Genomic DNA, 26,866 nt, shown 5'->3' with positions numbered 1-26,866 from the left:
CATCAGAGATCAGAGTCAACAGCAGACCATGACTGCTCTGTGGCTATGTCCATAGTTCACAATCTTTCCTTTACATCGATGAGGCATTTGCCGATCTGACCGGTGTCAGTGGGTTGGATGCGTTAGGCCGGCAGATCCGCGCCCAGGTACTTCGCTGCACCGGCATACCTGTCGGTGTTGGTATCGCTCATACAAAGACCCTGGCGAAGCTGGCAAACCACACCGCAAAGCGCCTGCAATCGCAGACCGGTGGTGTGGTCAATATCACCGACCCGGTTAAGCGGGACTGGGTGCTGCGCAATACGGACGTGGCGGAGGTGTGGGGCGTTGGTCGAAAGATGAAACTTCATCTTGATGCGATGGGTATCAAGTCTGCAATGGATCTTGCTAAGGCGGACCCATGGACGCTCCGCAAGAAGTTCAGCGTTGTGATCGAGAAGACGGCCAGGGAGCTGGGCGGCACGCCTTGCTTGGAGCTGGACGAGCCGGATCCGCCAAAGCAGGAGATTTGCTGCAGTCGGATGTTCGGCCAGCGGCTGACGGAGCTGGTGCCTATCAAAGAGGCGGTGGCCACCTACATGATGCGAGCTTCTGAGAAGCTTCGCGCCCAGAATTCGCTGTGCAAGAAGGTGCGCGTGAGCATCCGTACCGGCATGTTCAATCCGGAAGAGGCGAAATACGCCAACGGTGTGGTGGTAGATATGCCTTACCCCACTGACGACGTTCGCCTGCTCACCCAGGCGGCGGTGGGGGCGCTTGATCGTATATTTCGATCAGGCTTCAAGTACAGCAAGGCCGAGGTGATGTTGCTCAACCTCTGCCAGCCAGGCGAGTACACAGATGATCTGTTCGCAACATCACAGCCAGCCGACGCTACTCGGGTGATGACAGTGCTTGACCAGATCAATGGACGTTGGGGGAGGGGCACCCTGCGTTCGGCCAGCGTACCAGCGAATCCTGAATGGGGGATGCGACGCGAGATGATGAGTCAGAGTTATACGACAAGGCTGGATCAGCTATGGGCCGTATCTTGTATTTGACTCACCTACTTCAACTTCTTTGGGAAAACAAAAGGATGCTCATCGCCAGGCATCACAAAATACTTTTCTTTAGGAAGCTCAAATGGCGGATGTTTGTCCCAGTCTACGATTTGTGTCCGCGTACCGCACGGGAGGCGACGTAGATGTAGAACCCATTCGGAGGTGAAATCGCCGTGACCGTTGGTTTCATCAAAATATGGCATTCCGACGTGGTAGTGCCACAAATCCCAGTGTCGGGCGTATTCAACTTTTTTGAGAAAGAATGGATCATCTCTGTGGACGTCCCACGAGGGCTTGAGTCGGCCTGGTAGATTTTCCAGGCCGTGGGTTTGAGCATGATTAATAAAACGATCGAGAATTTCGCCGTCGTTTGCGGCCACAGTCAGGTATATTCTTGAAAAAAGAATGCTTAAGTCTACAACGTGTCCAGCTTGGCTAGTTGTGCTCGAATCCATTCTTTCCGCTCTGCGTGGTTTTGTCCGCGTGGGAGGGTCATGCTACCACTCTCGATGGCGGAGGACATCCGTGCCAGATCATAATTGAAGCGCGCTGGCTCGTTGCGACGTGTTGTGTCTTCGTGTCTTTGCATTTTTGATGGCCCTGCTTGAAGGTCCATGGAACTCATGTGATTTAGAGTCATTGAAGCAAACGTAGCATCTCAAGATGCTTTTTTCGGCATTCGCTTCTGTCAGAGCATACGTCAAAGCGCATGTCGTAGAGACGACTGTACCGAATTTGCAGTGGGTTTGGCTACTGCTTGAGGAAAAAAACTGACCAGCGAAGCTGACTGCGACCAGCATTTGGAGTCTGCTGGTGAGCTGCAGGAGTTGCATGGGGCAAAAATGGGGCAAAAATGGGGCAAGCCGTACGCCAAACTATGCATTTGTGCAATATTGCCTGAACAGATGCTAGGGCCAATAACCACGGGCCGATTCCTCAAAGCTCCCCACATACTCCAACACAATCGGGATGTGCTTAGTCAGAGGCAATTGGAGGGCAGGCTGGAGGCCTTGAAAATAGTCGAGCGGGTTAAGGAAATCGAACCCTGTTATCAGCTTGGAAAGCTGATAACAGGATTTCGGGTTTCAGCGTTTTTTGAATTTCTCCTGATGACTGAGAACCATTACCACCTCAGGCCTCTTTGCCGCTGGGTTAGGTTTTGGTTTATCAGCAGGTTTTGTATCCGGTTTTTTGTTATCGGTCATGATCCTACTCCTTGGGAAGATGCTGCAATCCAGAAATAAAGTAGCAGGCAAGCGGCTAAAAGACATGTGGACGCGAAAATTTCTCTGTACGCACTCTCTAGATAGTCGGTCTTTGCCTGTAGCACCGAGCGGGCTACCATCAGCGCTTCCTGGCAGGAAAGCGCCAGTGAATAATACATCGTGATGATTTCTTCCTGATCGGCAAGCTCGTTTGCGGTTTTTCCGATAGCGATGGTGGGGCTGTCAGAAAGCTTAATGCTATTGAAAATTCTGAACCATGCCGAAAACAGAGCTACAAATGTCAGTCCCGAAAGTATGGCAAATACCCATCCGAGAACGCCGAAGGTGCTGATAGGTAATATTTTTGAAGACGCTGCATTAAGGAGAGCTGTGTAGGCAACGATGCCGATGCTGAGGATGCTGAGAAATCTACTCGCTTTCTCGTCGAGTTTTTTGTATCGGTCAAGCTCCTCATCCAGTGCTTTTCTAGAGAGCTCATACAAAAATTTGTAATTTTCCACTAAATGATCACCTGTATCTGGACGCTTTCCTCTGCCAATGCCGGTTCGAAGCGCAGTGATCTTAGGGCATTTTTAGGGCACAGCGAACACCGCTTTAGGCCTATATAGGCCTAAACTCAGGTGCTACATGGTCTAATTTCGTGGCCTTGAGCGGACTACAGCTAACCTTGGTCGGGTTCGAATCCCTATCTCTCCGCCATTACATAGAAAAAGCCCCGCAGCTGAATAAGCTGCGGGGCTTTTTCATTTCCAGTCTTTATCAGCGACTGCTTCAGGGATATTTTCCAGTCCTGCCTAACGCTGATCAAGGCGCTCAGACGCTTTGCGATAAGCTTGATCACGCTCACGTTTATCAACGGCGACCACGAACACCGTAATTTCCTGATCGATCACTTGATACACCAGCCTGTACCCGCTACTACGCAGTTTGATCTTGTAGCAGTCAGGCAGGCGATGTAGGCGATTAGCCTCAATACGTGGGTTGTTCAGGATTTCGACCAGCTTCTTTTTGAGTTGCTGACGGAGGGTGTCACCGAGCTATTGCCATTCCTTCAATGCACGCGCATCAAAATCAAGGCTATAGGTCATCCAAAGAAACCCTTACGCGTTGAGGCGATGCAAGACGCTCACGTACGGTCGCCATCAAGGCTTCATCCTCTTCAGTCATCAGCACAGGCTTAAATGGCAACTGGCCGCGCTCGGCAACATATTGCAACGCCTGGCGTATCAGTTCGGAAGGGGTGACACCAAGTTTCTCCAGCTCCAGGTAGGCGCGAGCTTTCAGGTCGTCATCGATACGAATGTTGATAGATGCCAAGGGATAGCTCCTTGTGTAATGACGTTGGTCATTACATTGGAGCAATCGGGTTTCATTGGCAAGTTTGTCTGGACATACGGCAGTCGCTCTCATCTGTTGATCCTACTTTTTGGCCGTCGGCTTTGCCGGGCGCTTTTTATCGGTTTCTTTCACCGTTTCCCTTGGTCTTTTCTTCGCCTCTTGCTCGGTTACGTATTCACCTGTGACCGCATCGCGATATCTCGTTGGCATATCAGCACCCTTGACAGTATGTCGCCACGGCGGCGACTTTTTGAGACTAGCTCGCAGGCTTATGCACACAAGGTTCCCGGTGGAGATTCTGGTTACCAAGCTTTGCCGAAACAGGTGCTTACGTTGTGCAGGTTCGGCAGTTTTCGTGCAGGGTTGCGTTGGCTGGGGTTACATCATGAATAAGATCACCGCTGATTCTACCGAAGGGCATGCACGCAAAATCTTTTGCGTAGCCGATGATGTCGGCACCGAAGAAACCCTTATAAACGCCACCGAAACCCTCTCATCCGCCCTTCAATCCGCCTACCAATGCGCCGAAGATCCAGTCAGCACGCAGTCGCCCGTGATCATGGCCCTGGCTCAATTGATCGAGAACGCGCAAGCCTTGGTGGATGCTGTCCTTGAGCGTGATTTCCCCACGGCCAAATAAATACCTGCTCCCTGAAACGAAAAAAGCCTGCTGAGCTCAATGCTCAGCAGGCTTTTTTGCGCCTACAACCCGGTCAGGCTGGCTGCGCCACCAGGCTATTACTCACCTTGCGTCCCAACACCAGCACGGTCGCAAATCCGAAACCCACCAACACCGTGGCCAGGCTCAACAACACCGAGCTGCCCATCTGGTCGACGATCCGCCCGCCAAAGAACGAGCCCAGGGCAATGATCACCTGAAACAGCGCCACAAACAGCGGCATGCCGCGTTCTACATCCTTGGGCGCCACGACGAACATCCAGATGCTCGCGCAGGCCGGGAAAGCCCCGAAGGCGAAGCCCCACAGGGCGATCAGCATCGCCGCGCCGGTCATGCCGGTGGCGAAGTAGGGGAACAGCGCGGTGCTGGTGCCGATCATCAGTGCGACCAGCAACAGGGTGTTGCGTACGCTGCGGTTGGCGGCAAAGCCGGCGAAGATATTGCCCAGCACCCCAGCCACGCCATACAGCAACAACAGCGAGCCAATCGTCGGTCCGTCGAAGCCGGAGCTGTGTTTAAAGAACGGTGCGACATAGGTGTATGCGGCAAAGTGTGCGAGACCGATCAGCAGCACGGCGATCAACCCGACCCGTGCTTGTGGGTTGATAAACAAAGCCGGCAGGTCACGGATCTGAATGGCTTTCTCCGGGGTGAGTCGCGGCAGCAGGAAGATCTGCGCCAGCAGTACCGGAATGCCCACCAACGCCGTGACCAGGAAGGTCATGCGCCAGCCCATCAGGCCGCTGAGCCATGTACCTACCGGCACGCCCAACACGGTGGCCAGGGTTACGCCCATCATGATGATCGAGGTGGCTTTCGCAACCCCCACGCCTTTGGGCGCCAGCCGCCCGCTGAGGGCAATGGCGGTGGCCCAGAAGCCGCCGATGCTGATGCCGAGCAATACGCGGCCGAACAGCAGTAGGCTGAAATCGGTGGCAAAGGCCACCACCGAGTTGGCGATGATCATCACCAGTGTCAGGCCAATCAGCAGGTAGCGACGGTCCATGGCGCCAATGCTGACCGACAGAAACGGCGCGGCGAGGGCGGCCATGATGCCGGGTAATGTGACCATCAATCCGGCGTGACCGGCACTGATACCCAGGTCGCTGGCGACGTCGTTGAGTACGCCCACCGGCAGGAATTCACTGGTCACCAGGGCAAAGGCACCCACGGCGACCGAAAGAATCGCCAGCCACTGCTGTTTGACGCTTTGTTGATTATGTTCGGGAAGGCCGTTAGAGGCCTGGCTCGCGCTTGGCATGGTGTGGGATTCCAAGGTGAAAGTCGCCTGAGGTCAGACGCAGGAGAGGGAAGCTGGGGGCGATTATAGGAATCAGTGTTGGCAATCGAGCAGGCGCTCGTTTCGATAGTAATCATCAGTGCTATCGATGTGAGGTTTTTGAAGAGTCCTCACTCAGCATCACAAACGAAAAAGCCCGAAGTTGAATCAGCTCCGAGCTTTTCCGGTTATGACGATGTTTAAGGTGCAGGGGGGGAGTTTTATTTTAGCTAGCCAGCGCGTTCAGTACATGCACCGGGTCGTTATGGATAGCTTTCAACAACGCCTTTGCCGGCCCAGTAGGTTCGCGACGACCCTGCTCCCAGTTGCGCAACGTACCGAGCTGAACGTCAATCAGCGCTGCGAATTTAGCCTGGGTCAGCCCTGTTGCCTTACGGATCTCTTTAACTCGCATTGAGTCGACATGAAATTCACGGGATGGCTCCCGTTCTCCGCGCAGGATCTCGTTCATCTCTTGAACGCTTTCCATCAATTCATCAAAAAGTCGGCTCATAGCTATCTCCAGTGCTCAATCGCAGCCTTCAGTGACTTGCGTTCGTCGGCGCTCAAGTCTGCTGTTCATTTTTGGGATAGATCATCAGTAAAACAATCTGTGATGCCGAGGCGAAGTGCTAATAGATCACACGTGCCCCGCCTCGTTTACCATGGCTCTTGGCTGCTACTCGTATTTTGCGGATACCGCCCGTACCCTCAATCACATCGCCTGCAGCGGGATTCACTACAAGCACGTTCTGAAAGGCCGTGTAGGCATCTTCGTCGATCAATTCTTTAACGCGACGTGTGAAGACCGATGTCTCAATGAAAATCATCGCTAATGTACGCCATTGGCTTAGTTCGCTGCAATCCTAGCCGTGCGCGCTTCGGTGCGCATCCGGTGAGTTGTAACTGCTTTTTGGCGCACTCGGATGCGGCCAATTATGTTCTGGCCAACCGCTCCAAAAGGCACTCAATAAACACCCCCTCCGCCCGACTCATCTTCTGCTCCCGGTTCCAAAGCACGTGAATATCCACATCCGCAATGCCCTCATCCGGCGGCAGCCGCCAGAGCAGCCCGTTCTGCACATCTTCGGCCACTACATGCACTGGCAGGCATCCCAGGCCATACCCGGCAATCACCAGGCGCCGCACTTCTTCCAGGCTGGATGACGACGCCACAATCCGCCCGCCGAACCCTTGCTGATCACGGAAAATAGTCAGCGGCGAGAGCATCCCGCCAATCTGGTCGCTGGTAAAGCTCACGAAATTTTCCGATTGCAGATCCCCTTCGACCAACCCTGTGCGTCCGAACAATGGGTGGTGTTTCCCACAAAAAAACGCATAACGCTGACGCAGAAACAGATGCTGTTCCAGGCGCGGTTGTGGCCGGCGGTTGAGGCTGAGCCCCAGGGTCGCGGTTTTTTCCAGCAGCGCGGCAACAATGTCGGAGCTGCGCATCACTTCGACCTCCAGGTCTACCCGTGGGTGCTCGCGATGAAAGCCTGCGAGAAAGTCATCGAAAGTGTCGGAATTAATCCGGCTGATCATCAGCAAGCGCACTTTGCCGATCACTTCATCACCCGGCTTTTGCAGGGCGTTGCTCATCTGCGAAACCTGGCCGTACATCTCCCCGGCAATGGCGAAGATCTGTTCACCCGCCTCGGTGAGTACGAAGCGCGGGCCACGGCGCAGGATGAGCTGGCAATCCAGCTGTTCTTCCAGGCGCTTGAGCGCCTGGCTGATCGCCGGTTGCGTCAGATGCAGGCGGGCAGCAGCGCGGCTGATGCTCAGTTCCTGGCCGATCACGCGGAAGGTGCGCAGCAGGTTCCAGTCCAGGCGGTCGTTGAGCAGGGGGTGAATATCGCGGCGGGATTCGGGCATGGCATCGCTCGATAATAAGCAGTTTTTATAATTAAGATAATAAATAGAAAATTGACTAATCATAGCCCCAGGCCGAAAAATCGGGCTTAACGAGCGCCACCAGAGCGCACTGGTTTGATCTTCTCCTGCCAAAAAAATAACCAAAGGAGCCAGCCCCATGAAGCCTTCTGCTTCGCCGCAGCCTCGCCGTGCCGCGGCCGCCGCCTTTATCGGCACCATGATCGAGTGGTACGACTTTTACATCTATGCCACCGCCGCCGCGCTGGTGTTCGGTCAGCTGTTCTTCCCTTCCGACGATAGACTGTTCAGCACCATGGCCGCCTTCGGCACCTTCGCCGTGGGCTTTTTCGCACGGCCGTTGGGCGGCATCGTGTTTGGCCATATCGGCGACCGCATCGGGCGCAAGAAGTCCCTGGTGATTACCCTCGTGATGATGGGCGTGGTGACGGTGTGCATCGGCCTGTTACCGACCTATGCGCAGATCGGCGCTGCCGCGCCAGTGCTGCTGATACTGTTGCGAGTGGTGCAGGGCATTGCGGTCGGCGGCGAGTGGGGTGGGGCGGTGTTGATGGCCGGGGAACATGCGCCAAAGGGGCGACGTAACTTCTTTGCATCTTTCGCGCAGTTGGGCAGCCCGGCCGGTTTGATTCTGTCCTTGCTGGCGTTCAGCGCCGTCACTCGTCTGCCGGAAGAAGACCTGCTCAGTTGGGGCTGGCGCCTGCCGTTCCTGGCCAGCGCCTTACTGCTAGTGGTCGGCCTGGCGATTCGCCTGGGTGTGAACGAGTCGCCGGAGTTCCTTGAAGACAAGGCCCTAGCGGAAAAGGCCCGTGCTATTAAAAAGGACCAAGCCCCCGTCCTCGAAGTGCTGAAGACCGCTTGGCGCCCGCTATTGCTGTGCATTGGCGCCAATACGTTGGGGATTGCCGGCGTGTATTTCACTAACACCTTCATGATTGCCTACAGCACTCAGCAATTGGACCTACCGCGATCGCTGATCCTGGAATGCCTGTTCTTCGTTGCCATTATCCAGTTCTGCGTTCAGCCATTGGCCGCCTGGGTGGCGGAGAAGGTCGGCGCTACGCGGTTCCTGTGCGCCATGTGTGTACTGGCAATGGCTTCGCCGTATCCGATGTTCGTCTTGGTCAGCAGCGGCCAGGCGCCCTTGATCATCCTCGGCATTGCCTTGGCGGTGGTGTGCATGGCGTCGTTCTACGCCGTCATCGCAGGTTTTGTCAGCGGCCTGTTTGAAACCCGTGTGCGCTACACCGCGATTTCCCTCGCCTACCAGGTATGCGGCGCGTTGGCCGGTGGTTTGACGCCGCTGATCGGCACCTGGCTGGCTCATCAATACCTGGGCCAATGGTGGCCGATGGCAGTGTTTTACAGCGTGATCGCGGCGGTCTCGTTGGTGTGCGTGCTGGCCTTGTCCCGCCGCCACGCCACGGCTCACCGCCTGGAAATGGCACACAGTTGAGGGAGTCAGTAATGTTGAAGATTAATGGCGAGCGCCTGTGGCATAGCCTGATGGACATGGCCGAGATCGGCGCGACGGCACGCGGTGGCAGCTGCCGTCTGGCATTGAGCGCTGAAGACAAGGCCGGTCGTGAGCTGTTCAGTCACTGGTGTACAGCCGCTGGCCTGACGTTGAGCGTGGACGCTATTGGCAACCTGTTCGCCCGCCGCGGCGGCACCGATAAGGACGCAGCCCCTGTGATGATGGGCAGCCATCTGGATACCCAGCCCGAAGGCGGACGCTTCGATGGGGTGTACGGCGTGTTGGCTGGCCTGGAGGTGATCCGCAGTCTCGACGACCACGGCATCCAGACGCGCAAGCCGTTGGAAATTGCAGTGTGGACCAACGAGGAGGGCGCCCGTTTCACGCCAGCGATGCTGGGCTCGGCGGTGTTCACCGGCACGCTCGCCCTGGATAAGGCACTGGCCACCGTTGATGTCGACGGTATCAGCGTGAACGAGGCGTTGCGCACCACCGGCTACAACGGTGAGCGCCCGTTGGGTGGCGCAGTGGATGCGTATTTCGAGGCGCATATCGAGCAAGGCCCGATCCTGGAAGACAACGCCAACAGCATCGGCGTAGTCACCGGTGGTCAAGCGATTCGCTGGCTTGATGTACGGGTCGAAGGCATGGCCGCGCACGCCGGGACCACGCCGATGCCGTTGCGTAAAGATGCGCTGTACGGCGCGGCGAAAATGATCCAGGCCCTGGAAAATCTCGCTGCCGATTTTGCCCCGCAGGGCCTCACCACTGTGGGTGAACTGAGCATCGCCAAGTCGTCGCGCAACACTATTCCCGGCTTGCTCAATTTTACCGTCGACCTGCGCCATCACCGCGACGCCGACATCGACGCCATGGAGCAGCAAGTGCGTGCACGCCTGCAGGCTATCGCTGACCACCGTGGCCTGAGCGTCACCATCACGCCTCACTGGATCAGCCCGGCCACGCCGTTCGACGCCGAATGCGTGGCTTGCGTGCAGGCTGCGGTGGACGGCTTGGGCTACAGCCAGCAGACCATCGTCAGCGGTGCCGGCCACGATGCGATTCACCTGGCGCGCTATTGTCCCACCGCCATGATCTTCATCCCCTGCGTTGGCGGCCTCAGCCACAATGAAGCCGAAGATGTCTTGCCCGACGATGTGCGCCAGGGCACCGATGTATTGCTTAACGCCGTCTTGAAACGCGCCGGGCATGTTCATTTCTAAAGGCCGACGCCGCACCCCTGTGGGAGCTGGCTTGCCTGCGATAGCGGACTGTCAGAGAACAATGTACTGCCTGATTCACCGCTATCGCAGGCAAGCCAGCTCCCACAGGTTCTGTGTTTATCCAGGAGCAACTCATGAAGACGTTTTTTCACCCCGAACAACTCCTGCATCACCCACGTAGTTACTACTCCCGCGGCCAGATGCGCACGCCCCAGGAGGTTCCCGAGCGCGCGCGCAACCTGTTGCTGGCTGCGCAAACCCTGGGCTTCGATATCCAGCAACCGGCCGACTACGGTCTGGATCCGTTGCTCGCCGTGCACGGCGGCGACTACCTGGCTTTTCTTCAAGAAGCTCACCAGCGCTGGAAAGAAATCCCCGAAGACTGGGGCGACGAAGTCATGTCCAACATCTTCGTGCGTGAACCCAACGCCTTGCGCGGCATCCTGGCCCAGGCGGCACGCTACCTGGCCGATGGCAGTTGCCCCATCGGTGAATTGACCTGGCGCTCGGCTTATTGGTCAGCCCAAAGCGCCATCGCCGCAGCGGGAGACATCCTCGATGGCGCCCCTGCCGCCTACGCCTTGTGCCGGCCCCCGGGCCATCACGCCCGCTTCGACGCGGCCGGTGGCTTCTGTTACATCAACAATGCGGCCGTGGCTGCGCAAGCACTGCGCCAAGGTTTCCAGCGTGTCGCCGTGCTCGATACCGATATGCATCACGGCCAAGGCATCCAGGAAATTTTCTACGACCGCGACGACGTGCTGTATGTGTCGATCCACGGCGACCCGACCAACTTCTATCCTGGCGTGGCAGGCTTTGCCGAGGAAAAAGGCAGTGGCGCCGGCGAGGGGTATAACCTCAACCTGCCGATGCCCCATGGTGCCAGCGAAGCGGTGTTCTTCGAAAAGCTGGAGCAGGCCCTGGCAGCGGTGAAGGACTTTTCGGCGGATGTGCTGGTGTTGTCACTGGGCTTCGATATCTACGAGCTGGACCCACAAAGCAAAGTCGCGGTGACGCGGGAAGGCTTTGCGCGGTTGGGAGCCCGCATCCGCGCGCTGGGGTTACCCTGCGTGATCGTGCAGGAAGGCGGGTATCACTTGGAAACGTTGGACAGTAATGCCCAGGCGTTTTTCGGTGCACCAACGGCGTGGAACGCGCTATCAGGCCCTTCGCTAAAGGGTGATTGAACGCTAAAAGCCTGCTGATCAGTTTTCAGCAGGCTTTTCAGCCCTTGTCGGGTGTTCGTTCTCATCTGCATGCAACAACGCCGTGTAGTCTTGCCCGCCGTAAAACACCCCCACTATCGATACCGTTTTGAAGTCAGGCTTCACCCTGAACGCAATAATGGTGCTGCTACGATAGTGAGTGATGCGCAAGTCTTTCAGCAGGTTGTCACGGTGCATGCCGCGCAAGGGAAACAGGGCAAGGCTTTCGCAGTAGCTGACAAGATTGTCGATAAAACGCACCGCTACAAGAGGGGAGCCCACATCGCTGATGTAGTCTTCGAGGGCATCGAGCTGCGCCAAGACCTCGGGCGAAAAAACTACCGAGTAGCTCACGCTTGCCCTGTGCCTTTGCCCCGTCGTCTGGCGGCCATATGTTCGCGGACCTGTTCTGGCGATAACCCAAGCTCAGGCTTCGCCTCAAGGGCGGTCGCTGCTGGGATGACTTCGTCTCTGAGCCAATCTTCCATGGCACGATCACGCGCCAGCAACGCCCGCAGGCCATCGCGAATCACTTCACTTTCGCTGGCATATTCGCCAGCAGCCACCTTGGCTTTGACCATGGCAGCCATTTCAAGGGGCAAGGTGATGCTCATTTGCTGGGTTGAGCGCATGGGGTTATCCGCCAGGGTTGAGTAGGATTCAATCCTACTCGACCATTGGCGCGATGCAAGAAGCAACTGATCGATGCCGATGCCCGGCGACTCGTCGTCCATCCAGAAGGGGTAGGTTTCCATGAGTTGCTACGTCTCCAGTTGTGTAGGTCAGGCCCCAAGTATTGACCCGTTTTGGCGATCGCGTGGCCGCAGGCGGCCGATAACTTGCTGATATGTATGACTTCATATGTGTAACAGGATGATCTCGGCAAACCGTCTCGGCATACATGGCGTCCCACCGGCTCCCATACGATAATGCTTGTCACCTCGACCACCTTTGGCCAGCCTCCCGTGATCATCAACTTCGACCTCAACGACCTCCAAGCCTTCCGCGCCGTGGTGGACAAGGGCAGTTTTCGTGGCGCTGCCGAGGCCATCCGTATCTCGCAACCGGCCCTCAGCCGGCGTATCGAAAAGCTCGAATCCGCGCTGGATGTAAAGCTGTTCGAACGCACCACGCGGCGGGTCAGCCTGACCATGGTCGGGCGTGCGTTTTTGCCCCAGGTGGAGCGAATGCTCGATGATCTGGACATCGCCTTGATGGGCATCAGCAACGTCGCGTCCACACGCATGGGCAACGTCACCATCGCCTGCGTGCCGTCTACCGCGTACTACTTCATGCCCCACGTGATCTCCGAATTCCATAAGCTGTACCCGAAGATTCGCCTGCGGGTGTTGGATGCCAGTGCCGGCGAGGTGTGCAATGCGGTGGCCAGCGGCGAGGCGGACTTTGGTGTGAGTTTCAGCGGCAGCCTGGCCGATGAGGTGGAATTCGAGTTGCTGTTGCAGGAGCGCTATGTGTTGGCCTGTCGGCGTGACCACCCGTTGGCTGAGCGTGACAGCGTGAGCTGGACCGAGGCCTATGAGCATGACTACATCGAGGTGGATAAGACGTCGGGCAACCGCTTCCTGCTCGACCAGGCCCTGCGAGGGGTGCGGGTGAAAAAGCCGAGTATCTGCGAGACGCACCACGTGACCACGATGATCGGGCTGGTGGAGGCAGGGTTGGGCGTAGCGATGGTGCCGTCGATTGCGATGCCGGCGCACACTCACCCGATTCTGGTCAGTGTGCCGCTGGTGGAGCCCCAGGTGCTGCGCAATGTGGGCTTGATCAAGCGCCGCGGGCGGACATTGCCACCGGCGGCGCTGGAGTTGGAGCGGTTGGTGCGGGAGATGCCGTTCCGGTCAGCGTGACACCGAGTCCAGGCCGGTGGATTGCACCTCTGGCTGGGCCTCGGGCGATGCCATGAACTGCAACAGCGCCTTGGCCTGCTCCGGGTGTTCGGCGTTTACCGGAATGCCCGCGGCAAAGCGCGTCACCGACTGCACGTCTTCCGGGATCTTGCCCACAAACGTTACACCCTTGACTGGCAACAGCTCCGCCACTTGTTGCAAGCCGACCTCGTAATCGCCCTTGGCCACCTGCTCGCCCACCGGCACGCGTTCGATCATGGTGCCCTTGGCCGGCATGCCGAGTTTCTTGAACAATTGCTTCTCGACATACACGCCGCTGGCGCTATCCGAATAGGCCACCGACTTGGCTTGGCTCAGCACAGCCTTGAGCTCGGCGTCGGTATTGATCGAAGGTTTGGCCGCACCTTCCTTCACCACCAGGCCGATCCGCGAGTCCGCCAATTCCACGCGGGAGGCGGGGTCGACTTTGCCTTGTTTGATCAATTCGTCCAGGGCATAGCCGACCATGATCACCACATCGGCGTGCTCGCCACGGGCCAGGCGGTTGGGAATCGCTTCCGGCGCCTTGCCCATGGACGGGCCAAGAATGGTCTCGAGGGTGTCACCACTTTGCTTGGCGTATTGCGGGCCGAGCAACTTATACGCGGCGGTGAAGCCGCCCGAGGTCATGACTTTGAGTTGCTCAGCCTGGGCGGCCAGCGCCAGGGTGCCGAGGACGACAGCGGTGAGGGTCTTGAACAGCGGCTTCATTGCGCGGCCTCCTGCAGGACTTGGCCACGGGTATTGGCGCGGCGATACAACGCCAGGGTCGAACACAATGCACACAGCGCGGCAAAGATCATCCAATACGCAGGTGAAGCCTTGTCTTCAGTGATGTGAATGAACCAGGTGGAGATCGCCGGGGTAAAGCCACCGAACACTGCTGTCGCCAGGCTGTAGGCCAGGGAAAAACCCGCCACACGCACTTCCACCGGCATGATTTCAGTCAACGCCGGGATCATCGCGCCGTTATACATGCCATACAGGAACGAGAACCACAGCAGGGTTTCCAGCATGTGCGCAAAGCTTGGTGCGTTGACCACGTAGGACAATGCCGGATAAGCCGTAAGGACAGTCAGCACTGTCATGGCAATCAGCACCGGTTTGCGGCCGAAGCGGTCGCTTAACGTGCCGCCGATTGGCAGCCAGAAGAAGTTCGAAATCGCGACCAGCAAGGTCACCAGCAGGGCGTCCGAGGTGCTCAGGTGCAACACGGTTTTGCCGAAGGTCGGTGCGTACACAGTGATCAGGTAGAACGCGGTGGTGGTCATGGCCACCATCAGCATGCCGCCGATGACCACGGTCCAGTTCTTCACCAGGGTCGCCATCACTTCACGCATGGTCGGGCGATGCTTGCGGTTGGCGAACTCTTCGGTTTCCTGCAGGTTGCGACGCAACACGAAGATAAACGGAATGATCACGCAACCGACGGCAAACGGAATACGCCAGCCCCAATCGGCCACCACCGCAGGTTCCATCCACACGTTCAGGCCATAACCCAGGGCCGCGGCGACGACGATGGAGATCTGTTGGCTGCCCGACTGCCAGCTGGTGTAGAAGCCTTTACGGCCCGGCGTAGCCATTTCGGACAGGTACACCGACACGCCACCCAGCTCCGCGCCGGCCGAGAAGCCTTGCAGGAGGCGCCCCAACAGCACCAGAAACGGTGCCCATAGGCCGATGGTCTGATAACTGGGCACCAGTACGATCAGCAGCGTACCGCTGGCCATGATCGACAAGGTCACGATCAAGCCTTTGCGACGGCCCACGTCGTCGATGTAGGCACCCAGAATGATCGCGCCCAATGGACGCATAAGGAAGCCAGCGCCGAACACGGCGAAGGTCATCATTAATGACGCAAACTCATTAGCGGCCGGGAAGAACGCGGCAGCGATATAGGTGGCATAGAAACCGAACAGAAAGAAGTCGAACTGTTCGAGGAAGTTGCCCGAAGTAACGCGCAATACAGCGCCTACTTTGGAGGGGGCAGCCGCAGGCCGGGAAGGGGTCGTCATGGTTTTGTGTCTCCAGCGTTCTTTTTAAAGTGCTTGTTTCGCTTAAGACTTGGGATAGTGGCTGACACATTTAGAAATGATAAGTGACTAATTTGGATGAATTGATGCGTATTTGCTATCAATCTGGGCCGGCTTCAAAACAGCCTGCTGTGTTCTATGCTTGAAGCTGTATCCAATTCTTATGGGCGCAGACCTTTATGGGGAACGAACAGAAGCAGCACCACGAGCCGGAGCGTGAAGAGCATCGGCAGAAGCCTGAAGAAGAAAAGCCGCAAACCTGGAAGCATCCGGACGACGGCACCGAGCTTTCCGAGCGTGACCAGGAGCGTCCGCTCAAACCCTGAGTAACAGGTCAAACGCGGTCAAATTGTGGGAGCGGGCTTGCCCGCGATGGCGGTGTGTCAGTCAACCAATGTGTGACTGACCCACTGCATCGCGGCCAGGCCCGCTCCCCACATGTCTATGTGCTCACGCTCATTGGCGGGAGATCATTTGACATATTTGATTTGTGATCACATATTGAGGCCATAACAACCACAACACAGGTTTTGCCTCATGACCGATGGTCCGCTCCTCCTGCCCACCTTGCGTCAGGTGTCCCGCGATACCCTGCAAGACCAGGTCTACCGCCAGATCCGCGAAGCGCTGATGAGTGGCCGTTTCCAGCCTGGCCAGAAACTCACCATCCGTGGCCTCGCCGAAGCGCTCGGCTCCAGCCCCATGCCGGTACGTGAAGCGTTGCAACGCCTGAGCGCCGAAAACGCCTTTGAAGTCACCGAAACTTCCCGCCTGCGAGTGCGTTTGATGACCGCCGAACGCTTGCGTGAAATTCGCGACACGCGGGTAGCCCTTGAAGGCTTGCTGGCGGAAAAAGCCGTGCTGCTCCTGCAAAAACACGACCTCGACGAAATCACCGATCTGTGCAACCAGATGCAACACGCCGCCGATGAGGTCGACGTATCCCGCTACCTGTGGACCAACTTCGCCTTTCACCGTCGCATTTATGCAGTGGCCCAGGCCGAATTGACCATGGCAGCGGTGGAGAATTTCTGGCTGCACATGGGGCCGTGTTTTGCCCTGGTCGCCCCCGATAAAGCCCACCTGCAACGTTCGATGGAAGCGCATACGCGCATCGTTGAAGCCCTGGCTGCCCGCGATGGCGCCGGCGCGCGGGCAGCGGTGACCGACGACATCATGCAGGCCGCCGATTCCCTGGCGCGCTTGCTCGTCAAAAACGACCGTGCGCGGTCGTCTGTATCAGGAGGTAAACGTGCATGAGTGTCCTACAACGGCTACAGCCTTATCCTGGGTTACGTGTGTTGATTTCCGGCGGGGCTGCCGGCATTGGTGAAGTGTTGGCCGCGGCCTATATGGAAGCCGGCGCCCAAGTGCATGTGTGTGATGTGAGCGAGCCGGCGCTGGCGGCGTTTCGGGATAAATACCCTGGCAGCGTCGCGACCCGCGCCGATGTCAGCGATGCCGCGCAGGTCGAGGCGGTATTCAAGGTGCAGCGCGAGCAGTTCGGCGGTTTGGACGTGTTGGTCAACAATGCCGGAATTGCGGGGCCTACGGGAGGTATCGACACCATCAGCGACGCCGAGTGGCAAGCCACCATCAACATCAATCTCACGGCCCAATACCGCTTTGCCCACCACGCAGTACCGCTGCTCAAGGAATCGTCCCACGGCCATTTGCTGCATATCGCCTCGGTGGCGGGGCGGCTAGGCTACGCGTGGCGTACGCCCTATGCGGCGACCAAATGGGCCATTGTCGGCCTGATGAAATCCTTGGCTTCGGAGTTGGGCGAGAGCGACATCCGCGTCAACGCCTTGCTGCCCGGCATTGTCGAAGGCCCGCGCATGGACGGTGTGATCCGCGCCCGCGCTGAGCAACTCGGCGTGCCCGAAGCTCAGATGCGCCAGGAATACCTCAACAAGATCTCCCTCAAGCGCATGGTCACCGCCGAAGACGTGGCTGCCATGGCCTTGTTCCTCTGTTCGCCCGCCGCACGCAACGTGACCGGCCAGGCGATCAGTGTCGACGGTAACGTCGAGTACCTGTAAGCCACGCAAGCACATATCGCGCTGCACCCAGGATTTTTTTCATAAGAATAAAAGTCGGAGAATCGTCATGCCCAAAAATCGCCCTGTCATCATTACCTGTGCTGTTACCGGCGCCATTCATACGCCGTCGATGTCACCGCATTTGCCCATCACCGCGCAGCAAATCGCCGACGCAGCCATCGGCGCCGCCCAAGCTGGCGCGGCCATTGTGCACTTGCATGCCCGTGACCCGATTGATGGGCGCCCTAGCCAGGACCCGGCGCTGTTCGCCGAATTTTTGCCGCAGATCAAGGCGGCCAGTGACGTGGTGATCAACATCACCACCGGCGGCGCGCCGACTATGGGCGTGGAGGAGCGCCTGCAACCGGTGATGCAGTTCAAGCCGGAATTGGCCTCGTTGAACATGGGGTCGATGAATTTCGGGCTGTACGAAATGCTCAACCGCTTTACCGAGTTCCAGCACGATTGGGAACGCCCGTATCTGGAAGAGAGCGACGACCGGATCTTTCGCAACACCTTCCGCGACATTGCCCACATCCTCAATGCCTGTGCCGATAACCGCACCCGCTTTGAAATCGAGTGCTACGACATCGGCCACCTCTACACCGCCGCGCATTTCCTGGAACGCGGCCTGCTCAAACCACCACTGTTTATCCAGTCGGTGTTTGGTCTGCGTGGCGGCATCGGTGGGCACCCGGAAGACCTGGCGCACATGCGGCGCACTGCCGACCGCCTGTTTGGCGATGACTACGTGTGGTCGATCCTCGGTGCCGGGCGTGGGCAGATCCCGCTGGCGACCATGGGCCTGTCTATGGGCAGCAACGCACGGGTGGGCCTGGAGGATTCGTTGTGGGACGGGCCGGGCAAGCTGGCGGCTTCGAATGCCGACCAGGTACGGCGCATTCGCACGGTGATCGAGGCTCTCGGCCACCGCGTCGCCACGCCCGATGAAGCGCGGGAAATCCTCGGGCTCAAGGGGCGTGACCAGGTCAATTTCTGATCCCGTTTATTTATCGACAAAAAGGCCGCGTCATGACGTGGCCGACATTCCCGCACAACAACAATAAGGGGATCACACCATGCGTATCGAAGTGCCCAAGCACGTCAAGACCGGTTCACCCCGTGAACCGCAGGCCCTCAACAGACTGATGTTTGCCAAGTTGATGCCACTGTTGATCATTGCCTACATTCTGAGCTTTCTGGATCGCACCAACATCGCCCTGGCCAAGCATCACCTGGACGTCGACCTGGGTATTTCTGCCGCCGCCTACGGGTTGGGCGCCGGACTGTTTTTCCTGACCTATGCACTGTCAGAAATCCCCAGCAACCTGATCATGCACAAGGTTGGAGCGCGGTTCTGGATCGCCCGCATCATGGTGACCTGGGGCCTGATCTCTGCGGCGATGGCGTTTGTGCAGGGCGAAACGTCGTTCTACGTATTGCGCCTGCTGCTGGGTATTGCCGAAGCCGGTTTATTTCCCGGTGTCATGCTGTACCTGACCTACTGGTTCAACCGCGAACAGCGGGCGCGCGCCACCGGGTATTTCCTGCTGGGCGTGTGCTTTGCCAACATCATCGGTGGCCCTGTGGGCGCGGCTTTGATGCGTATGGACGGTATGCTCGGCTGGCACGGCTGGCAGTGGATGTTCCTACTCGAAGGCCTGCCCGCCGTGGCGTTTGCCTGGGTGGTGTGGCGCAAGTTGCCGGACCGTCCGAGCAAGGCGCCGTGGCTGTCGGCCGAAGAAGCACGCGGTATTGAACAGCGTATCGCCCAGGAAACCGAGGAAGGTGCGGGGGCGGGCGGCCATGCGTTGAAAAACTGGCTGACGCCGCAAATCCTGCTGGCGATCTTTGTGTATTTTTGCCATCAGATCACCCTCTACACCGTGATCTTTTTCTTGCCGAGCATCATCAGCAAATACGGCGAGTTGAGCACCATGAGTGTCGGCCTGCTGACCTCGTTGCCGTGGATCGCGGCGGCACTGGGTGCGGTATTGATCCCGCGTTTTGCGACCACGCCCGGGCGTTGCCGCCGGCTGCTGGTCACTGGGTTGCTGACCATGGCATTGGGGCTGGGCATTGCGTCGGTGTCGGGGCCGGTGTTCAGCCTGTTGGGTTTTTGCCTGTCTGCAGTGATGTTTTTTGTGGTGCAGTCGATCGTGTTTCTCTACCCGGCCTCGCGCCTCAAAGGCGTGGCCTTGGCGGGAGGGCTGGGGTTTGTGAATGCGTGCGGGTTGTTGGGCGGCTTTGTCGGGCCGTCGGTGATGGGCGCCATTGAGATGAGCACGGGCAATGCCATGAACGGCTTGAAAGTCATTACCGTGGTGTTGGTGGTGGCTGCGTTGTCGGCTTTACGCCTGCGCCAGGGCCAGGAAGCGTCTCACACCAGCAACGAAGTGGGGAATCCGGAAGCCAGCACCAGGTAAGCCAGCACCGCCGCCAGGCACAAGCCGACAAATGCGCGCAGCAGTGTCCTGGCGGTGGGGTGCACAATGAATTTGATGGCCCAGAGCAAAGCCCCGCTGAGCAGGACGCTTAAGGCGAAAATGAGCAGCACAAGGGGGTACCTGCAACCTTCAAGACCTGATTTATAGTCCCAAACCCGTTTATTGAACAGTGCGCACATAGACGCAGCCCCGCAGCCTTCCTAAACTGCCGCTTGTCTTGGGCAAAGGGGCAGGCGCCGATGAATCGCAATGAATTACGCAAGGCCGACATCAACTTGATGGTGGTCTTCGAAGCACTGATGCTCGAGCGCAATGTGACGCGGGTGGCGGAGAAGCTGTTTCTCGGCCAACCGACCATCAGCTCGGCCCTCAACCGCCTGCGTACCCTGTTCAACGACCCACTGTTTATTCGTGTCGGCCATCGCATGGAGCCTACGGCGCGCGCCGAGGAGATCATCCAGCACCTGTCGCCAGCCCTGGACTCGCTGTCTTCGGCCCTGAGCCTGACCCATGATTTCGACCCGTCCATCAGCACCATGACTTTCCGCATCGGCCTGTCCGATGACGTGGAGTTCGGCCTGCTGCCACCCTTGCTGCGCGCCTTGCGCCAGGAGGCGCCGCAGGTGGTGTTTGTGGTGCAGCATGTGGATTACTGGCGCATTCCGGACCTGTTGGCTTCCGGCGATATTACCGTCGGCATCACCCAGACCCGCGGGCTGCCGGCCAATGCCAAGCGTAAGCTGTTGCGGCACATCCGCCCGTGCCTGCTGCGCGCCGATGCCTCGGACACACCGCTGACCCTCGACGAATATTGCGCACGGCCCCATGTGCTGGTGTCCCACACCGCCAACGTCGCCGGGTTTGCCGATGAGTGGCTGGCCGAGGTGGGCCGCAAACGCCATGTAGTGCTCTCGGTGCCGCAATACAGCTCGTTGCCGGCCTTGCTTGCCGGCACCGACATGATCGCCAGCCTGCCCGATTACACCGCCCAGGCCATGGCTGCCAGCGGGAACCTGTTCTGCGAGCCGTTCCCGTTCGAAACCCCGACTCTGGATTTGTCGATGGTGTGGCTCAGCCATGTCGACACCGACCCGGCGGAGCGCTGGATGCGCTCGCGGCTGGAGGCATTCATGAGTGATAGAGGGCTGGTGGCCAAGGCTTGAGGTGTTTTTCCGTGGTATATAGCTTGGCATCTTCCTACAAAAAACTCGGAGAAAAGCATGCCGCACCTGCACTTGGAACACACCGCCAACCTGACGCAACTGGACATCGACAAGGCCCTGTTGCGCCTTAACCATGCGTTGGTGGCCTCCGGTCAGTTCGGCGCCGAGTTCGACATCAAGAGCCGTGCGGTGGCGGTCGAGCGATTTCGGGTCGGCACTGGCCTGGGTGAGCGCGGTTTTGTCGCGGTGCGTCTGGCGTTATTGAGCGGGCGTTCACCGCAGATCAAGAAGCAGCTATCAGAAAGCCTGCTGGCGGTGCTTCAGGACCTGGGCCCGTGGCCCGAAGGTGTGCAGGTACAACTGAGTGTCGAGCTGCTGGATATTGATCGCGATTCCTACAGCAAAATCGCCATCGGCTGACTTCCACCATCGCCATCCAATTACAAAAGGCCCTGATCCGCACACACCTTCACCACTTGCTCCCGAAACCAGGTATTGGCGCTGTCCTGCCCACTGGTTTCGTTCCACTGCATATCCAGGGTGAACCCCGGCAAACCGTTAGGTGCTTCGCAAACACCGAATGCCGGCGCCGGTGCCAGTAACTTTTGCACGCGGCGGGGCAGGGTGACGATGAAGTCGGTGCCGGCAATCATCTTCAATGCCGCGCTGTAGCTGTTGGCCCGTGCAATCACCTGACGCTTGCGCGCCTGGCGCGCAAGCCAGCCGTCGATCATGTTGGTGTCGGAGGTCCAGGGTGTGGGGAATACGTGGCGCCGCTCAACGAAGGACTGCAGGCTGAACGCCTGTTCCCTCGGCGCTGAGCGTTGGTCGCACACGCAGACCAAGTCGTCCTCCAACAGCATCTGGGTCTTGAAGTCTTTGTGAGCGCGGTGAAAGTGCGGGCCGAAACAGATCACCAGGTCCAGGCGACCCTCACGCAGGTCGTCGGCGGGGATGTCGGTTTCCAGCTTCTGCACGTTGACGATCACCGGCAGGTCGGCATGGTCGAAACGCTTCAACAGGCGCGGCAGAATCAGCTGCTCGAAATATTCCGGCGCACACACATTGAAGGTCACGGCCTGTTGGGTCGGATCAAAAGCCTGGCCACCGGCATGGCACAGGTTGATGCTTTCCAGAATCTTCTGCACATGCTCGTACATGGTGGTGGCCTTGTACGTAGGACGCATGCCTGCGCGGGTGTTGATAAACAGCTCATCTTCAAAGCTGGTGCGCAGCTTCTTCAGGCTATAGCTCACGGTGGACTGGCTGACGAACAGCGTTTCAGACACCTCGGTAACGCTGCTCTGGTCGTAGACGGCGATAAACACCATCAAATCCTGCATATCGAGCTTTCTGAGCAAGTTACTGTTTAGCATCGGTTTCGTCCGTAAACCCTTTGTACCGAACTCAGTACAAGACTGAGCAAAATGTTAACGGAACGCTCGTACCAATAGAAAGCGCTGTAGGACCTTTCAATGTTTTGGGTGGGACAAAAAATGTTTTTAATACGACGTCAGCGGATATGGCGTGCGTAATGCGCCGGGTTGAAACGCATGACGATCAGCAGCATCAGCCCGCTCACTGCCATCAATGACCACCAGGCCCATTCGAAGCTGCCCAACTGGTCGCGGATCATGCCGGCGATCAGCGGCGACAGGCCGGCGATCAGATAACCGATGCCCTGCACAAACGCGGTAAGGCCACCGGCACGGCGCGGGTTGTCGAGGTGGTCCAGGGACAGGATCAGGCTCATCGGGAACAGGCCGCCAATCCCCAGGCCTAGCAGGCAGGGCCACAACAGGCTCCAATGTTGCGGGCTGAGGATTAGGCCGCAGAAACCCAGGATGATCAGCACCAGCAGCACCGCCACCACGCCGCGTTTATCCTGGCGGCGGTTGGCGATGGCCGGTGTGACCAGGCCGGAGATCACTTCCATGGCAGTCAAGAAACCCAGCAGCAAACCGGCATTCTGTTCACTCCAACCCTGCTCGACGTAGTACGGCGCCAGCCATGCCAGCACACAGGTGTAGGACGCGGTGCCGAGGCCAAAAAAGATCGCCAGCAACCAGGCGCGGCGATTGCTGAAAAAAGCCTCCTGGGGGCCCGAACCGGCGTGGGGTAAGGGCGGCAGGGCCGAACGCTGCGCATACCAGAACACCAGGGCCAACAACGCCAGCAGTGCCCAGATCGCCAGGCCGATACGCCAGCTGCCGGTCTGGGTTTGCACCAACGGCGAGAACGAAGCAGCCAGGGCCGCGCCGCCCATGATCGCGGTGACATACAGGCCCATGAATAACGAAACATTGGCGCTGAAACGCGACTTGATCAGCGCCGGCATCAACGCCTGGATTAGCGCAATGCCGACACCCGCCGCAATGGCACTCGCGATCAGCTCCAGTGCCGAATCCAGGAACAACCGCGACACAGTCGCCAGCCCAATCACCAGCAACGACACCACAATGCTGCGATGCTCGCCCACGCGCTTGGCCAGGCCCATGCCAAAGAACATCGCCAGGCCCATGGCCATGACTGGCAACATGGTCAGTAAGGCGGCGCTGCTGAAACTTAGCGGCACATCCGCACGAATCGACGCCAATAACGGCCCCACGGCCGCCATCGACGGACGCAAATTGAGGGCGACGAGCACCACGCTGATCATCAGCCATAGTGCGCAGGTGGATTTTGCCTGAACGTTTTCCATGGGCCTGCCTTGAATGCACAAGGGCGAATCAGGCCATGGAGTGTGTAGCGGGGCAAATCAGAAAGTCGCAGGGGCTATTGAAAAAATGCGGATGCGAAGTGGTGAGGTAAAAGCGCATTGGGCGTCGGCTGTCAGGCCGTCACGGGAGCAAGCTCCCTCGCCACAGGCCCAACTTAGCGGGATTACAGACTCGGCAACTCCCACCGCGCCTGGTCGATTTCAAGCAATGTGGGCCCCTGGCGATCAGCGGCGGCACGTAAAGCCGTGCGCAACCCTTCAATGCCATGGACGCTTTGTGCCGCGCAGCCCAGAGCCTTGGCCACACCGATAAAGTCCGGCGTGTAGATGTCCACACCCACCGGTTCGATGTCACGGTTGACCATGTACTTCTTGATCTCTTCATAACCCTGGTTATTCCACAACAGCACGATCACCGGTGTACGCGCTTCCACCGCGCTGGCCAGCTCCGGCAGGGTAAATTGCAGGCCGCCGTCGCCGATCAGGCACACCACAGGTTGGCCATCGCCGCGCCCGAGCCAGGCACCAATGGCCGCAGGCAGGGCATAACCCAGGGTGCCGTAACCGGTGGAGGAATTGAACCAGCGGCGTGGGTGGTCGAGGTTCAGGGTCAGGTTGCCGCTGTACACCGGTTGAGTGGAGTCGCCCACGAACACCACGCCGGGCAATTCCTCCAGAACCGCGTTGAGAAACCGGGTTTGCGCACGCGTCGAAGCGTCCCAGGCAGGTTCCAGCTCGGCCCACAAACGGGAGGCGCGTGCTGCACCCCAGTCGGCAGTGCGCGGCGCCAGCGGCTGGCGGTTGAGTGCGGTAAGCAGGGCCTGGGCGGCGATGCGTGCGTCGGCCACCAGTGCCACTTGGGGCGGGTAGTTGCGTACGGTCTGGTCCGGGTCAATATCGATGCGCAACAGCGCACCGGGAATGTTGAAACCACCGGCGAAGGTGACGTCGTAGTCGGTCTCTGCCAACTCGGTGCCGATCGCCAATACCACGTCAGCCTCAGCCACCAGGGCACGGGTGGCGGGCAGTGTTTGCGTGGAGCCGATCAGCAGCGGGTGCGCGGCCGGCAACATGCCCTTGGCGTTGATAGTGAGGGCCACGGGCGCGCCGAGGGCTTCTGCGAGGCGGGTCAGTTCGGCGGCTGCGTCAATGGCGCCGCCACCGGCCAGGATCAGCGGGCGCTTGGCCGCAGCCAGCCTCTGGCTCATCTGCTGCACGGCCGCCGGTGCCGCGCCAGCGCGGGTGACGCTGACAGGCGTGCTACCCAGCAACGCGTCGGCATTTTCCACCAACACATCCAGGGGGATCTCGATATGCACCGGGCGCGGCCGACCGGCCTGGAACAACGCAAACGCCCGCGCCAGCACGGCGGGCAGTTCAGCCGCCGACATCAAGGTGTGGGAGAACGCCGCCACCCCGGCCACCAGCGCGCTCTGGTTCGGCAGCTCATGCAACTTGCCGCGCCCACCGCCCAGTTGGCTGCGTGACTGTACGCTGGATATCACCAGCATCGGGATCGAGTCGGCATAGGCCTGGCCCATGGCCGTGGTGATATTGGTCATGCCGGGGCCGGTGATGATAAAGCACACGCCGGGCTTGCCACGGGTGCGCGCATAACCGTCGGCCATGAAGCCGGCGCCCTGTTCGTGGCGCGGGGTGACATGTCGAATGCTGGAGCGGGCCAAGCCCCGGTACAGCTCCACGGTATGTACGCCGGGAATGCCGAATACGTGGTCCACGCCGTAGCGTTCCAGGAGGTGCACCAATACTTCGCCGCAGGTCGCCATACAGGTCGCTCTTGTGATGGGGTCGAAGCGCTATTGGAGCGGTTGGCCGGTGGCGGCAACAATCGATAAAAAGTCATACTCGCCATGTCCTCCCGTCATGGCTGCGCCCCGATGAAACGCCTCCCACCGTTACCTGCGTTGCACACCTTCTGGGTCACAGCCCAGTGCTGCAACTTCACCCGTGCCGCCGAACACCTGCACATTACCCAGGGCGCGGTGAGTCGACAGGTGGCCGGGTTGGAAAGCCAGTTGGGCTATGCCTTGTTTCAGCGCCAGGCGCGTGGCTTGAGCCTGACGGAGGAGGGGCGCGAATGGCTGGCATGCGCGCAACAGGTGTTTGGCTTGCTCGCTGACGCGGTGGAGCACATCGGTGACCGGCGCCGCACCTTGCAGCTCAAAGCGTCCACCTGCGTGATGCGCTGGTTGTTGCCGCGCTTGCTGCAATGGCAAAAAGAACGCCCGGATGTGCCGGTGGAGCTCACCACGACGGTGGCCTATAACGTCGACTTTCGTCGTGAGCCGTTTGACGCGGCGGTGATCTACGGGCCCATCGCCGAGCAGTCGGCCGAGGCGCGGCATCTGTTCGACGAGCGTCTCACGCCGGTCTGCGTGCCTGGGTTGCTGGGCAGTTTGCGTACGCCGCAGGATTTGCAGCATCAGGTACTGTTGCACCCGACCCGAGACGAGCGCGATTGGACGTTGTGGCTCAAGGCTGCCAATGCCTGCTTGAGCGACCCCATCCAACGGCACCACTTCGAAACCTTGGACTTGGCAATGACCGTAGCGTCCCAGGGCTCCGGGGTGGCGATGGGCGACAGTGCGTTGATTGGCGAGGATCTGAGGGCGGGGCGGTTGGCGATGCCGTTTGAACTGCGGGTGTCGACGGGGATGGGGTATTTCCTGGTGTATCCGCCGGGGAAGGAACCGTCGGTTGGGTTGGTCGCGCTGATGGATTGGTTGGTGAGTGAGGCCAGTGTGGGATGACAGCCTACGCCTATCTACCTGACTCGCCGCGATCCAACTGTGGCTGGCTTGCCTGCGATGACGGCCTGAAAGCCGACACCTATCTACCTGACACCCCGACGATCCAGATGTGGGAGCTGGCTTGCCTGCGATGAGGGCCTGAAAGCCAACGCCTATCTACCAGACACCCCACGATCCAACTGTGGGAGCGGGCTTGCTCGCGAAGGCGGACTGACAGTCAACACAGTTGGATTGTGTACATATCCATTGCTGCGGTAACGGCCGCTTAGGGTTCCGCTCTGACAGCGGGTCACTTTGGAAAAGAGCCGGAGTGCCGGCCCAGCCCAAAGTAACCATGGGCCTGTCCCCCGGCAGCGTACGCCATGAAGCTGGTTATCCAGTCTTCTGCCTCAAGCTCTTTGCATATTCGTTCGGAGAA

The 26,866-nt window shown here is 58.9% G+C and carries 27 protein-coding genes and 3 pseudogenes; 14 read left to right on the top strand and 16 right to left on the bottom strand.

Annotated features, from left to right (window positions below; genetic code table 11):
* Window positions 1-74: 74 nt before the first annotated feature.
* Window positions 75-1,040, top strand: a pseudogene (locus tag BOP96_RS27635) (DUF4113 domain-containing protein); the annotation flags it as partial.
* A 5-nt stretch (window positions 1,041-1,045) separates the two neighbouring features.
* On the opposite strand, the gene BOP96_RS29940 reads toward BOP96_RS27635, so the two are convergent.
* From BOP96_RS29940 to BOP96_RS27620, 4 genes and pseudogenes are all read right to left on the bottom strand, one after another.
* Window positions 1,046-1,495 carry a hypothetical protein gene (locus BOP96_RS29940; RefSeq protein ID WP_138726254.1) on the bottom strand — a complete coding sequence of 150 codons (450 nt, stop codon included), beginning with the start codon at window positions 1,493-1,495 and terminating at the stop codon, window positions 1,046-1,048.
* A gap of 746 nt (window positions 1,496-2,241) precedes the next feature.
* Complete coding sequence (locus tag BOP96_RS27630) at window positions 2,242-2,766, bottom strand: hypothetical protein (protein ID WP_073454611.1); 525 nt, start codon at window positions 2,764-2,766, stop codon at window positions 2,242-2,244.
* Window positions 2,767-3,060: 294 nt separating this feature from the next.
* Window positions 3,061-3,354, bottom strand: a pseudogene (locus BOP96_RS27625) (type II toxin-antitoxin system RelE family toxin).
* Window positions 3,344-3,583, bottom strand: coding sequence for a type II toxin-antitoxin system RelB/DinJ family antitoxin (locus BOP96_RS27620; RefSeq protein ID WP_014717442.1), 240 nt, complete (start codon window positions 3,581-3,583; stop codon window positions 3,344-3,346). Before BOP96_RS27620 ends, BOP96_RS27625 begins: the two are co-directional and overlap by 11 nt.
* A gap of 406 nt (window positions 3,584-3,989) precedes the next feature.
* Here BOP96_RS27620 and BOP96_RS27610 point away from each other — a divergent pair, with 406 nt between their 5' ends.
* Entirely contained in the window at window positions 3,990-4,244 is a 255-nt protein-coding gene (locus BOP96_RS27610; protein ID WP_019818461.1) for a DUF6124 family protein, read from the top strand.
* Between the two features lie 73 nt (window positions 4,245-4,317).
* Here the strand turns inward: BOP96_RS27610 and BOP96_RS27605 are convergent, their stop codons facing one another.
* The 4 genes and pseudogenes from BOP96_RS27605 to BOP96_RS27590 all read right to left on the bottom strand — a co-directional run bounded on the left by BOP96_RS27605 (window position 4,318) and on the right by BOP96_RS27590 (window position 7,440).
* Window positions 4,318-5,544, bottom strand: a complete 1,227-nt coding sequence (locus tag BOP96_RS27605; RefSeq protein WP_014717445.1) for an MFS transporter — start codon at window positions 5,542-5,544, stop codon at window positions 4,318-4,320.
* Window positions 5,545-5,788: 244 nt separating this feature from the next.
* A complete protein-coding gene (gene nadS, locus BOP96_RS27600) occupies window positions 5,789-6,076 on the bottom strand; it encodes a NadS family protein (RefSeq protein WP_014717446.1) in 288 nt (95 codons plus the stop codon).
* A gap of 2 nt (window positions 6,077-6,078) precedes the next feature.
* Window positions 6,079-6,392 (bottom strand): annotated as a pseudogene (locus tag BOP96_RS30685) (type II toxin-antitoxin system RelE/ParE family toxin).
* Window positions 6,393-6,498: 106 nt separating this feature from the next.
* On the bottom strand, window positions 6,499-7,440 hold the full coding sequence (locus BOP96_RS27590; protein ID WP_014717448.1) for a LysR family transcriptional regulator: 942 nt from the start codon (window positions 7,438-7,440) through the stop codon (window positions 6,499-6,501).
* Between the two features lie 157 nt (window positions 7,441-7,597).
* Between BOP96_RS27590 and BOP96_RS27585 the strand changes: the two genes are divergently transcribed.
* The 3 genes from BOP96_RS27585 to BOP96_RS27575 all read left to right on the top strand — a co-directional run bounded on the left by BOP96_RS27585 (window position 7,598) and on the right by BOP96_RS27575 (window position 11,345).
* Entirely contained in the window at window positions 7,598-8,914 is a 1,317-nt protein-coding gene (locus tag BOP96_RS27585) for an MFS transporter (protein ID WP_032903170.1), read from the top strand.
* Between the two features lie 11 nt (window positions 8,915-8,925).
* Entirely contained in the window at window positions 8,926-10,158 is a 1,233-nt protein-coding gene (locus tag BOP96_RS27580; protein ID WP_060767226.1) for a Zn-dependent hydrolase, read from the top strand.
* 134 nt (window positions 10,159-10,292) lie between these two features.
* Window positions 10,293-11,345 (top strand): histone deacetylase family protein, encoded by a 1,053-nt coding sequence (locus BOP96_RS27575; RefSeq protein WP_073454609.1) that lies wholly within the window; start codon window positions 10,293-10,295, stop codon window positions 11,343-11,345.
* Window positions 11,346-11,363: 18 nt separating this feature from the next.
* Here BOP96_RS27575 and BOP96_RS27570 read toward each other — a convergent pair whose 3' ends face one another.
* Entirely contained in the window at window positions 11,364-11,717 is a 354-nt protein-coding gene (locus tag BOP96_RS27570; RefSeq protein ID WP_019818451.1) for a type II toxin-antitoxin system RelE/ParE family toxin, read from the bottom strand.
* Window positions 11,714-12,118, bottom strand: a complete 405-nt coding sequence (locus BOP96_RS27565; RefSeq protein ID WP_014717453.1) for a ribbon-helix-helix domain-containing protein — start codon at window positions 12,116-12,118, stop codon at window positions 11,714-11,716. Before BOP96_RS27565 ends, BOP96_RS27570 begins: the two co-directional genes overlap by 4 nt.
* Before the next feature lie 210 nt (window positions 12,119-12,328).
* On the opposite strand from BOP96_RS27565, the gene BOP96_RS27560 reads away from it, so the two are divergent.
* Entirely contained in the window at window positions 12,329-13,231 is a 903-nt protein-coding gene (locus BOP96_RS27560; RefSeq protein WP_020301045.1) for a LysR family transcriptional regulator, read from the top strand.
* Here the strand turns inward: BOP96_RS27560 and BOP96_RS27555 are convergent.
* A complete protein-coding gene (locus tag BOP96_RS27555; protein WP_032903168.1) occupies window positions 13,223-13,981 on the bottom strand; it encodes a substrate-binding domain-containing protein in 759 nt (252 codons plus the stop codon). The genes BOP96_RS27560 and BOP96_RS27555 overlap by 9 nt on opposite strands.
* Window positions 13,978-15,285, bottom strand: coding sequence for an MFS transporter (locus BOP96_RS27550; RefSeq protein ID WP_014717456.1), 1,308 nt, complete (start codon window positions 15,283-15,285; stop codon window positions 13,978-13,980). Before BOP96_RS27550 ends, BOP96_RS27555 begins: the two co-directional genes overlap by 4 nt.
* 197 nt (window positions 15,286-15,482) lie before the next feature.
* On the opposite strand from BOP96_RS27550, the gene BOP96_RS30210 reads away from it, so the two are divergent.
* The 5 genes from BOP96_RS30210 (at window position 15,483) to BOP96_RS27530 (ending at window position 19,774) form a co-directional block, all read left to right on the top strand.
* Complete coding sequence (locus tag BOP96_RS30210; protein ID WP_014717457.1) at window positions 15,483-15,629, top strand: hypothetical protein; 147 nt, start codon at window positions 15,483-15,485, stop codon at window positions 15,627-15,629.
* 211 nt (window positions 15,630-15,840) lie between these two features.
* Window positions 15,841-16,563 carry a GntR family transcriptional regulator gene (locus BOP96_RS27545; RefSeq protein WP_014717458.1) on the top strand — a complete coding sequence of 241 codons (723 nt, stop codon included), beginning with the start codon at window positions 15,841-15,843 and terminating at the stop codon, window positions 16,561-16,563.
* Window positions 16,560-17,348 carry an SDR family oxidoreductase gene (locus tag BOP96_RS27540; RefSeq protein WP_014717459.1) on the top strand — a complete coding sequence of 263 codons (789 nt, stop codon included), beginning with the start codon at window positions 16,560-16,562 and terminating at the stop codon, window positions 17,346-17,348. The genes BOP96_RS27545 and BOP96_RS27540 overlap by 4 nt, the downstream gene beginning before the upstream one ends.
* 67 nt (window positions 17,349-17,415) lie before the next feature.
* Window positions 17,416-18,348 (top strand): 3-keto-5-aminohexanoate cleavage protein, encoded by a 933-nt coding sequence (locus BOP96_RS27535; protein ID WP_019818448.1) that lies wholly within the window; start codon window positions 17,416-17,418, stop codon window positions 18,346-18,348.
* Between the two features lie 79 nt (window positions 18,349-18,427).
* Window positions 18,428-19,774, top strand: a complete 1,347-nt coding sequence (locus BOP96_RS27530) for an MFS transporter (protein ID WP_019818444.1) — start codon at window positions 18,428-18,430, stop codon at window positions 19,772-19,774.
* Here BOP96_RS27530 and BOP96_RS30205 read toward each other — a convergent pair.
* On the bottom strand, window positions 19,729-19,905 hold the full coding sequence (locus tag BOP96_RS30205; protein ID WP_165901709.1) for a hypothetical protein: 177 nt from the start codon (window positions 19,903-19,905) through the stop codon (window positions 19,729-19,731). The two genes, BOP96_RS27530 and BOP96_RS30205, sit on opposite strands and share 46 nt — an antisense overlap.
* A gap of 129 nt (window positions 19,906-20,034) precedes the next feature.
* Here BOP96_RS30205 and BOP96_RS27525 point away from each other — a divergent pair, with 129 nt between their 5' ends.
* Both BOP96_RS27525 and BOP96_RS27520 read left to right on the top strand, forming a co-directional pair.
* Window positions 20,035-20,958 carry a LysR substrate-binding domain-containing protein gene (locus tag BOP96_RS27525; RefSeq protein WP_014717462.1) on the top strand — a complete coding sequence of 308 codons (924 nt, stop codon included), beginning with the start codon at window positions 20,035-20,037 and terminating at the stop codon, window positions 20,956-20,958.
* Window positions 20,959-21,015: 57 nt separating this feature from the next.
* Entirely contained in the window at window positions 21,016-21,378 is a 363-nt protein-coding gene (locus BOP96_RS27520) for a 5-carboxymethyl-2-hydroxymuconate Delta-isomerase (protein WP_014717463.1), read from the top strand.
* A 20-nt stretch (window positions 21,379-21,398) separates the two neighbouring features.
* Here the strand turns inward: BOP96_RS27520 and BOP96_RS27515 are convergent, their stop codons facing one another.
* The 3 genes from BOP96_RS27515 to BOP96_RS27505 form a co-directional block, all read right to left on the bottom strand.
* Entirely contained in the window at window positions 21,399-22,334 is a 936-nt protein-coding gene (locus BOP96_RS27515) for a LysR family transcriptional regulator (RefSeq protein ID WP_014717464.1), read from the bottom strand.
* A 137-nt stretch (window positions 22,335-22,471) separates the two neighbouring features.
* Window positions 22,472-23,659 (bottom strand): cyanate transporter, encoded by a 1,188-nt coding sequence (locus BOP96_RS27510; protein WP_073454607.1) that lies wholly within the window; start codon window positions 23,657-23,659, stop codon window positions 22,472-22,474.
* 182 nt (window positions 23,660-23,841) lie between these two features.
* Window positions 23,842-25,464 (bottom strand): 5-guanidino-2-oxopentanoate decarboxylase, encoded by a 1,623-nt coding sequence (locus BOP96_RS27505; protein WP_073454604.1) that lies wholly within the window; start codon window positions 25,462-25,464, stop codon window positions 23,842-23,844.
* Window positions 25,465-25,575: 111 nt separating this feature from the next.
* Here BOP96_RS27505 and BOP96_RS27500 point away from each other — a divergent pair, with 111 nt between their 5' ends.
* Window positions 25,576-26,448, top strand: coding sequence for a LysR substrate-binding domain-containing protein (locus tag BOP96_RS27500; protein WP_020301049.1), 873 nt, complete (start codon window positions 25,576-25,578; stop codon window positions 26,446-26,448).
* Window positions 26,449-26,866: the final 418 nt, after the last annotated feature.

Origin of the sequence: Pseudomonas sp. FSL W5-0203, from assembly GCF_001896155.1 — a bacterium.
Taxonomy (GTDB): domain Bacteria; phylum Pseudomonadota; class Gammaproteobacteria; order Pseudomonadales; family Pseudomonadaceae; genus Aquipseudomonas; species Aquipseudomonas paracarnis.
The sequence above is the reverse complement of the archived record's forward strand: the minus strand, read 5'-3'. Positions and strand labels throughout refer to the sequence as shown.

Coding starts and splice junctions, on each gene's coding strand:
- BOP96_RS27610 (WP_019818461.1), top strand. CDS start 3,990: ATGAATAAGATCACCGCTGATTCTACCGAAGGGCATGCACGCAAAATC.
- BOP96_RS27590 (WP_014717448.1), bottom strand. CDS start 7,440: ATGCCCGAATCCCGCCGCGATATTCACCCCCTGCTCAACGACCGCCTG.
- BOP96_RS27575 (WP_073454609.1), top strand. CDS start 10,293: ATGAAGACGTTTTTTCACCCCGAACAACTCCTGCATCACCCACGTAGT.
- BOP96_RS27530 (WP_019818444.1), top strand. CDS start 18,428: ATGCGTATCGAAGTGCCCAAGCACGTCAAGACCGGTTCACCCCGTGAA.
- BOP96_RS27515 (WP_014717464.1), bottom strand. CDS start 22,334: ATGCTAAACAGTAACTTGCTCAGAAAGCTCGATATGCAGGATTTGATG.
- BOP96_RS27545 (WP_014717458.1), top strand. CDS start 15,841: ATGACCGATGGTCCGCTCCTCCTGCCCACCTTGCGTCAGGTGTCCCGC.
- nadS (WP_014717446.1), bottom strand. CDS start 6,076: ATGAGCCGACTTTTTGATGAATTGATGGAAAGCGTTCAAGAGATGAAC.
- BOP96_RS27550 (WP_014717456.1), bottom strand. CDS start 15,285: ATGACGACCCCTTCCCGGCCTGCGGCTGCCCCCTCCAAAGTAGGCGCT.
- BOP96_RS27585 (WP_032903170.1), top strand. CDS start 7,598: ATGAAGCCTTCTGCTTCGCCGCAGCCTCGCCGTGCCGCGGCCGCCGCC.
- BOP96_RS27525 (WP_014717462.1), top strand. CDS start 20,035: ATGAATCGCAATGAATTACGCAAGGCCGACATCAACTTGATGGTGGTC.
- BOP96_RS27565 (WP_014717453.1), bottom strand. CDS start 12,118: ATGGAAACCTACCCCTTCTGGATGGACGACGAGTCGCCGGGCATCGGC.
- BOP96_RS27500 (WP_020301049.1), top strand. CDS start 25,576: ATGAAACGCCTCCCACCGTTACCTGCGTTGCACACCTTCTGGGTCACA.
- BOP96_RS27520 (WP_014717463.1), top strand. CDS start 21,016: ATGCCGCACCTGCACTTGGAACACACCGCCAACCTGACGCAACTGGAC.
- BOP96_RS27505 (WP_073454604.1), bottom strand. CDS start 25,464: ATGGCGACCTGCGGCGAAGTATTGGTGCACCTCCTGGAACGCTACGGC.
- BOP96_RS27580 (WP_060767226.1), top strand. CDS start 8,926: ATGTTGAAGATTAATGGCGAGCGCCTGTGGCATAGCCTGATGGACATG.
- BOP96_RS27510 (WP_073454607.1), bottom strand. CDS start 23,659: ATGGAAAACGTTCAGGCAAAATCCACCTGCGCACTATGGCTGATGATC.
- BOP96_RS29940 (WP_138726254.1), bottom strand. CDS start 1,495: ATGGATTCGAGCACAACTAGCCAAGCTGGACACGTTGTAGACTTAAGC.
- BOP96_RS27555 (WP_032903168.1), bottom strand. CDS start 13,981: ATGAAGCCGCTGTTCAAGACCCTCACCGCTGTCGTCCTCGGCACCCTG.
- BOP96_RS27605 (WP_014717445.1), bottom strand. CDS start 5,544: ATGCCAAGCGCGAGCCAGGCCTCTAACGGCCTTCCCGAACATAATCAA.
- BOP96_RS30210 (WP_014717457.1), top strand. CDS start 15,483: ATGGGGAACGAACAGAAGCAGCACCACGAGCCGGAGCGTGAAGAGCAT.
- BOP96_RS27540 (WP_014717459.1), top strand. CDS start 16,560: ATGAGTGTCCTACAACGGCTACAGCCTTATCCTGGGTTACGTGTGTTG.
- BOP96_RS27535 (WP_019818448.1), top strand. CDS start 17,416: ATGCCCAAAAATCGCCCTGTCATCATTACCTGTGCTGTTACCGGCGCC.